This window comes from Hafnia sp., from assembly GCF_036648275.1.
Lineage (GTDB): Bacteria > Pseudomonadota > Gammaproteobacteria > Enterobacterales > Enterobacteriaceae > Hafnia > Hafnia alvei.
This window is the reverse complement of the sequence record NZ_JAVXIQ010000055.1, coordinates 1-8,069: the sequence shown is the minus strand read 5'-3', so window position 1 is coordinate 8,069 and position 8,069 is coordinate 1. Positions and strand designations below refer to the sequence as shown.

The following is an 8,069-nucleotide window of genomic DNA, read 5'->3' as shown; positions in this document are numbered from 1 at the left end:
TCGGCGAAAGAACGGAGGAGCCAGGATGGCGATTGCCGTTCGTTCCGTTAAAGCCAGAATGACGACATTCGGGTACCTGCGAAGCAGGCTGAAGGACGGTGCCAAGCTGGGGTGTTGGGGGGCAGCGATTGGCCCCCCAACTCGGACGCCTGCACGATGTGCATGTAGATTTCAGAGCATTAGGCGTACGAAATCCTTCACGTTTATAACATTGGGGATCCGCCTTACTTGGGCAAATACACTTACACCCCATACCCCATCATCTTCATAATATTCTGCGCCTGCTGCACCGCTTCTTGGCGATGTGCTACACCGAGTTTTTGGTACAGGTTGCGGATGTGAGTTTTGATAGTGGTTGCCGCGACGTCCAGTTCACTGGCAATTTGCTCATTACTGTAGCCGGAGTAGATAAGTCCAAGTACCTGCCACTCGCGTTGGGTTAGCGGGCTAGTGCGGATCAGTTCCGGCACTTGCGGATGGTTTAACAATCGCTCGACAAAGCTTTCGTCGAAATGAGCGAATTTATGGCGATGATGTTGGTTAATGTCACGCAAAATACGCTGTGCACGATGCTGATCTAGCTCTGGTAACGTGTTGAGCTGCAATAGCTGGCGCAACTGCTGAGCCATTACCTCTCCTTCAATCACAAAGTGGCTCACAAAACCCGTGCGGTTGGCTAAATTCAGCGCTTCAATCAGTACACGTAGTGCCTCGCTTTTGCGATCGGTATTCCAATACAGCAAATTGCATAACAATAGATTACGGTTGAGATCGCTAACCAAACGCAGCCGACGAGCCTCTTCATTTAGCTCGTCCAACACCACTTCGGCTTCCTCATAGCGCCCTAATAAAATCTGTACTCGAGCAATATTACGCCATTGTCCTTGCAAGAAGTGGTTATCAGCGCGAGAAGGTTTCTCGGCCTGCATTAACCACTGTGAAGCAGCCGCGCGATCACCCGTCATTTGCCAAGCTATCACCCGAGGCTTATCGGCGTTAGTTTGCCAATCACGATGATAATGCCCAGATTGCAGCAGGTTCTCACAGCGGCGCAAATACTGATTGGCGTTATCCAGATCGCCGCGCGCTAATGAGCACTTCGCCAGCATCGCCAAACACTGTAACTGTTGCTGAGGTTCATAGTTAGCAAGGACGGCTAAGCCTTTACGCGCGGCCTCTTCAGCTTCATCTAAACGCATCCACGACCATAGAACCTGCGAGCGAATCCTCAGCAAAAACTCATGCATTGGCAGTTGTTCTAAGTGCTGCTCATCGATGAGCTCGAAGGCTTTTTCCTGTGTCTCATAGGCGGCCTGTAGGAAGCCCTGTGCAATCAGGATTTCGCTCTGTTGCAGCATAGCCCATAGCGCGTAGTGGTAAGCCTGATGACGGCGAGCCACCTGCTCGGTTTGCTGCATCATTGGCAACGCGCGGGATAAATCCCCTTTGCAGTGGTGCACTTCGCCAATCACGGAGCTGGTGACAATGCGGCTATAATAGCTGCTGATCGGTAAATGTTTCAGAGCCTCAACGGCAAGCTTTTCTGCCTCGTCAGGAAGTCCATCATTGATTGCCACCTGCGCGCGCAACGCATCAAACTCGGCCAACATAGCGGCATCAATGACAATATTCTGCACATTCATTTCATGTTCGGCGCGTTCCAGCAAAGTATTCACTTCGCTGTAGCGATGTTGGCTCTGCGCCAGCCACGCCTGTAGCAACGCCAAACGCGGATTCTGGATCAGTTTTTCATAAGGAAGGGCATTCAAGCACTCTTCCAGCAACGAGAGTTCACTTTGATGGAACAGCTCCCATGCATGCTGCAATAAAACATCGCGCAACATGTCGACATCTCCGGCCGCTAAGGCATGATGAATGGCCTCGGCGGGAAATCCTTGGTCCAGCCAGCCTTGAGCAGCACGACGATGCAGGTCGGGTAAATCAGCGGCCAATTCCCATTGGCAACGCTGCCGCAAGAAGTTGGCAAACAAGGGATGAAAACAGAACCACTCCCCATCAGCATCCATGCGATGAATAAATAAGCCTTGTCGCTCCAGCTCTTCCAACTGTTGCTGACCGTTATCTTCGCCAGTTAGCCGCACCAGCAAAGCATCATTCATCGAGCGCAGCACTGAGCAGCGCAACAAAAAGTTACGGGTACTGGCATCAACCCGATCGAGAACCTCATCAACCAAATAGTCAGAGAGATGGCTGGCATTAATCTTGGCAAGACGGCGCGCAGACTCTTGTGCGGTAGTCGTAGACTGGCGCACAGAGAGTGCAATCAGCTGAAGCGCCGTCGGCCAGCCTTCAACTTCATCACACAGTTGATGACTTTCAATATCAGGCAGCGGAGATTTCAAACGATGATTGAAAAACTGAGAGGCTTCTTGATGGTTAAAGGCGAGCTGTTTGGTACCCACTTCCAACAACTGTTCACGTACGCGGAGGTTAGCAATGCCCAGCGGCGGCAGAGTACGTGAAAGCAGCATCACCGTGAGATTGTCCGGCTGGTGGCGCAGGAAAAAGCGCATCGCTTCATGGATTTGTGCATTAGTAATCAAATGATAATCATCGATGACTAAACACAGCGGAGAATGCCAATCAGAAAGCTCGATAAAGAGCTGCGCAAATAATGCAGAAAGCGTGGCGTACTGATGCTTTTGGCTCATCGCTTCGCTTTTGTGGCAGTGTCCACCGGTTGCCTGCTGCAAAGCGGCAATCAGGTAACTTGCAAAACGCTCTGGCTGATTATCGCTTTCATCAAGAGAGAACCAACCTAAATTGGTATTTTCCTCTGCCCATTGCGCCAGCAGCGTCGTTTTACCATAGCCCGCTGGCCCATTCACTAATACCAGCCGGTAATTACCGGCTGACGCTAGTTTGGTTAATAGCCGTTCGCGTACCACCGTATTTTGTAGCCGTACCGGACGGCTTAATTTCGACGGAATTAGCATGGTAAAACCCCACAAAGAAAGCCCAAAGCAAACCACAGCAATATTCACTAAAAATATGGCTTTATTTATTTCGCGCTTCGTAATTAATTAGTCATGTTTAACTTGGGATATCACGCCATTTAATGCAACAGACCACGATGACTTGGTAGCAGGAAATTGCAGTCGATCACATTTCTCATAACTTCTTACCTCTTTGCCTAAAAATTGAATCAACGCCGTTTCATTGATCCTCGGTTTAGGTTACGGAGGTCTCTTTACTGACTCCAAAGCAAATATTTTCGGCTTCCTCACATTTCATATCTATTCTTAACAATTTAGTTGTTGGTTTCTTATACAAGAACTGACTTTTTGGCGTTACATTCAAGTTATCGAAACTAGATTTTTCCATCTGCTGTACGACAGAGAGTAGGTATGGATCACAGTTTTGACTACGCCCCGCCCCTCCTCCCCGCCTCATCCCTCTTCGGGAGGATGTTATAAAACCGGTGGGTCGGCAGGATATCGTCAATTCCTGAACTTTATGCTTGAGAGAGACTGATATGTCGCACATCCCATTTGATAAGGACGTATTCCTGGCGGCACTTACCCGTCAATGGCAACACTTTGGACTAACCGCATCCAGCCAGATGACGGAGCATCAATGGTGGCAGGCGGTAAGTGCAGCTATTGCTGAGCAGCTATCGGCGTTACCTCAGCCAAAGGCACTGGCCAAAAGCGATCTCCGCCACGTGAACTATCTATCCATGGAGTTTCTCATTGGGCGCCTCACTGCCAACAATCTGATCAATCTGGGCTGGTATGACGCGGTAGAAAAAGCGCTCGCCAAGCATGATGTTTTGCTCAGCGATTTATTGGAACAAGAAACCGACCCCGCCTTGGGCAACGGCGGATTAGGTCGCTTAGCAGCCTGCTTCCTTGACTCCATGGCGACCGTAGAACAGCCAGCTACTGGCTATGGCCTATGCTATCAGTATGGTCTGTTCCGCCAATCCTTCAGCGACGGTCATCAGATGGAAGCGCCAGACAACTGGGAGCGCGAAAGCTACCCGTGGTTCCGTCATAACAGCGCATTAAACGTAGACGTGAATTTTGGCGGTAAGCTGATTAAGCAAAAGGAGGGTAACGTTTTATGGCAGCCAGCATTAACACTTCGCGGAGAAGCGTGGGATCTGCCCATTCTGGGTTATCACAATGGTGTAAGCCAACCACTGCGTCTGTGGCAAGCCACCCACGCGCATCCATTTGATTTAACCAAATTCAACGATGGTCAGTTCTTAAAAGCGGAAAGCGATGGTATTGAAGCTGCCAAACTCACTAAGGTTCTCTATCCAAACGATAACCATCAAGCGGGTAAACGCCTACGACTCATGCAACAGTACTTCCACTGCGCTTGCTCTGTAGCCGATATCCTGCGCAAACACCATTTAGCGGGACGTAAGCTGGCCGATTTACCTAAGTATGAGGTTATCCAGCTTAACGATACCCATCCAACCATCGCGATCCCAGAACTACTGCGTGTGCTGTTGGATGAACATCAAATGTCGTGGGATGACGCATGGGCAATCACCAGCAACACCTTCGCCTACACCAACCATACCCTGATGCCAGAAGCACTAGAGTGTTGGGACGAACGTTTGGTGCGTAGCCTGTTGCCGCGCCACTTCGACATCATCAAACAAATTAACGCCCGCTTCAAAAAGCAGGTGCAGAAACAGTGGCCAGGCGATGAGGCCGTGTGGAGCAAACTGGCCGTTCATCACAACAAGCAGGTGCGCATGGCAAACCTGTGCGTCGTCGGCGGTTTTGCCGTCAATGGCGTTGCCCAACTGCATTCTGATTTGGTCGTAAAAGACCTGTTCCCTGAATACTACCAACTGTGGCCGAATAAATTCCACAACGTGACCAACGGTATCACGCCACGCCGCTGGCTGAAGCAGTGTAATCCAGCACTCGCAGGACTGATCGACAGCACGCTGAAAACCGAGTGGGCCAATAATTTAGACGCGTTGAAAACGCTAGAGCCTTATGCCGACGATGCGAACTTCCGCCAGAAATATCAGAGCATCAAGCGTGAGAATAAAATCGCACTGGCGAAGTATGTAAAAAACGTGATGGGGTTAGAGCTGAACGTTGATGCAATCTTCGACGTGCAGATTAAACGACTGCATGAATATAAGCGCCAGCATCTAAACCTGCTGCATATTCTGGCTCTCTATCATGAGCTACGCAACAACCCACAGGCAAACCGTGTACCGCGCGTATTCCTGTTCGGGGCAAAAGCCGCTCCGGGTTACTATCTAGCAAAAAATATTATCTATGCGATCAACAAGGTCGCCGAAAAGATCAATAACGATCCGTTAATGAAAGGTCGTTTGCAGGTAGCATTCATCCCTGATTACCGTGTCTCTGTGGCGGAATTGATGATACCTGCGGCCGATATCTCAGAGCAGATCTCCACTGCGGGTAAAGAAGCCTCTGGCACCGGCAATATGAAGCTCGCGCTCAACGGCGCGTTAACCGTTGGGACGCTGGATGGCGCTAACGTTGAAATTGCACAGGAAGTGGGTGAAGAGAACATCTTTATCTTCGGACAAACCGTAGAACAGGTAAAGGCGACCTTAGCCAAAGGCTATCAGCCAAAAGCAATTTATCGTAAAGACAAACAACTGAAGCTCATTCTGGATGAGCTCGCCAAAGGGCATTACAGCAATGGCGATAAGCACGCCTTCGACCCAATGCTGCATAGCCTGTTAGACGGCGGCGATCCGTATCTCGTATTAGCCGACTTCGCCGACTACTGTCGTGCCCAGCAAGAAGTGGACGTGCTGTATCGCGATCAGGATAAATGGACTCGAGCAACCATCCTCAACACCGCTCGCGTGGGTATGTTCAGTTCTGACCGTTCTATCCGCGATTATCAACAGCGAATCTGGCAGGCCAAGCGTTAAGGAGCTGTTCCATGAAAGAGAAAACAACACCGCCAATGGAACAAATTACGCAGCATCAGCAAGACGAACGCAAGCTGCTGGAAAGTTTGGCGGCGCAAGCAGGTATCGCCGCCAGCTATATCAATGCCCATGGACAACAGCAAGCGATTAGCACTGAAACCAAACAGCGTCTGCTGGAAGCGATGCACCCATTCACGCCGACGCAGGTCGGCTCACCGGTTCCACCGGTGGTGGTGTTTACTCAGGGGCGCCCTTGCCATCTCAATCTCCAGACCGTTGGGGAATACACGTGGACGCTGACTTTAGAATCTGAACCAGCAGATAAGCAGGCGCGAACGGGCGTACACAACGGCAAAGTACAGCGGCGTAAAAACCTGACCCTGCCGCGTGATTTACCGTTGGGCTACCATCAGCTAACGTTGCGTGATGAACAACAAGCGTGGACGTGCCAAATTATTGTCACGCCTACGCGCTGCTTTGAACCCGATGCGCTGCTCACCGGCCGTAAACTCTGGGGAGCCTGCGTACAGCTTTACACCTTACGCTCGGACAACAACTGGGGAATCGGTGATTTCGGCGACCTTAAGCAGATGGTGCTGAACGTCGCTAAACGCGGGGGCGCTTTTGTCGGCCTAAACCCTATTCATTCTCTCTATCCTGCTAATCCGGAAAGCGCTAGCCCCTACAGTCCATCTTCTCGTCGTTGGCTCAACGTGGCCTATATCGACGTGAATCAGGTTGAAGAGTTCAAGCATAGCGCTGAAGCCCAAGCATGGTGGAATAATGCAGAAACTCAGTTGCGCCTCAGCGAAGCCAGAGCTAGCGAATGGGTCGATTACACCAGCGTTATCACGCTCAAGCTCAATGCACTCCAACGGGCATATCCTGAATTTACTAAACAAAAAAGCAGTAGCAAGCGTCTGAAAGCTTTCCAGCACTTTGTGCAACAGGGTGGAGAAAGCCTGTACCAACAGGCCGCCTTCGATGCCCTGCATGCGCATCTCAGCGCTCAGGACCCGACTATGTGGGGGTGGCCGGTCTGGCCTGATAATTTACGCAACGCAGACAGCAGCGGCGTGGCCGAGTTTTGCCACCAACATGCGGATAAAGTCGATTTTTACCTCTGGCTACAGTGGCTGGCATATTGTCAGCTCTCTGAATGTTTTGAAGTTTGCCAGCAGCAAAAAATGCCGATTGGCTTATATCGCGATTTAGCGGTAGGCGTAGCCGAAGGCGGCGCCGAAACATGGGGCGAAAATGGGCTCTACTGCTTGAAAGCTTCCGTTGGCGCACCGCCGGATATTCTCGGCCCGTTAGGGCAAAACTGGGGGCTGCCACCGATGGACCCTCACGTTATGGCCGCTCGAGCCTATCAACCGTTCATCGATATGTTGCGCGCTAATATGACCTGCTGCGGTGCCCTACGTATCGACCATGTCATGTCAATGCTGCGTTTATGGTGGATACCCTACGGTGAAACTGCCGATAAAGGTGCCTACGTACGCTATCCAGTCGATGATTTGCTGGCAATTTTGGCATTAGAAAGTCAGCGCAATCACTGTATGGTTATCGGCGAGGATCTGGGTACCGTACCGGTTGAAATTATCGCTAAATTACGCGATTGTGGAGTGTACTCCTACAAAGTGTTGTATTTTGAGCACGATCAGGACAATAGCTTCCGTGCCCCGCAATCCTATACCGTGCAGGCCATGGCGACTATTACTACCCACGATCTACCGACGCTACGCGGCTACTGGCAAGCCGATGATTTACATCTAGGCAGAGAGCTCGGCCTTTATCCCGATTTAGACGTCCTCAGACAGTTACATGCCGATCGCGAAGCGGCTAAGCAAGGATTGCTAAACGGTTTACATCAATACGGATGTGTACCGAAAAAAGTAGGTCACCGCGCCAATCACTTAGCAATGAGCCCGACGCTTAATCGAGGTTTGCAACGCTATGTCGCCGATAGCGCCAGTGCCCTACTCGGCTTACAGCCTGAAGACTGGCTGGATATGGAAAAACCGGTCAACATTCCCGGTACCAGCGATCAATATCCAAACTGGCGTCGTAAGCTGACACATACCCTTGAAGAGATGTTTAACGATCCTAATGTTGACCTTTTGATTCGCGATTTAGATAAACGCCGCCGTAAGGTTTCAGC

3 protein-coding genes are annotated in these 8,069 nt (G+C 50.7%); 2 read left to right on the top strand and 1 reads right to left on the bottom strand.

The genetic code is table 11. The features are described from left to right. Positions 1-242: 242 nt before the first annotated feature. On the bottom strand, positions 243-2,957 hold the full coding sequence (gene malT / locus RSC70_RS20685) for an HTH-type transcriptional regulator MalT (protein WP_020303543.1): 2,715 nt from the start codon (positions 2,955-2,957) through the stop codon (positions 243-245). Between the two features lie 539 nt (positions 2,958-3,496). Here malT and malP point away from each other — a divergent pair. Further along, complete coding sequence (gene malP / locus RSC70_RS20680) at positions 3,497-5,905, top strand: maltodextrin phosphorylase (RefSeq protein ID WP_332543460.1); 2,409 nt, start codon at positions 3,497-3,499, stop codon at positions 5,903-5,905. A 35-nt stretch (positions 5,906-5,940) separates the two neighbouring features. After that, positions 5,941-8,069: 4-alpha-glucanotransferase (gene malQ, locus RSC70_RS20675; RefSeq protein ID WP_332543462.1), on the top strand; the 2,129-nt coding region annotated here is incomplete at its 3' end.

Coding starts and splice junctions, on each gene's coding strand:
- malT (WP_020303543.1), bottom strand. CDS start 2,957: ATGCTAATTCCGTCGAAATTAAGCCGTCCGGTACGGCTACAAAATACG.
- malP (WP_332543460.1), top strand. CDS start 3,497: ATGTCGCACATCCCATTTGATAAGGACGTATTCCTGGCGGCACTTACC.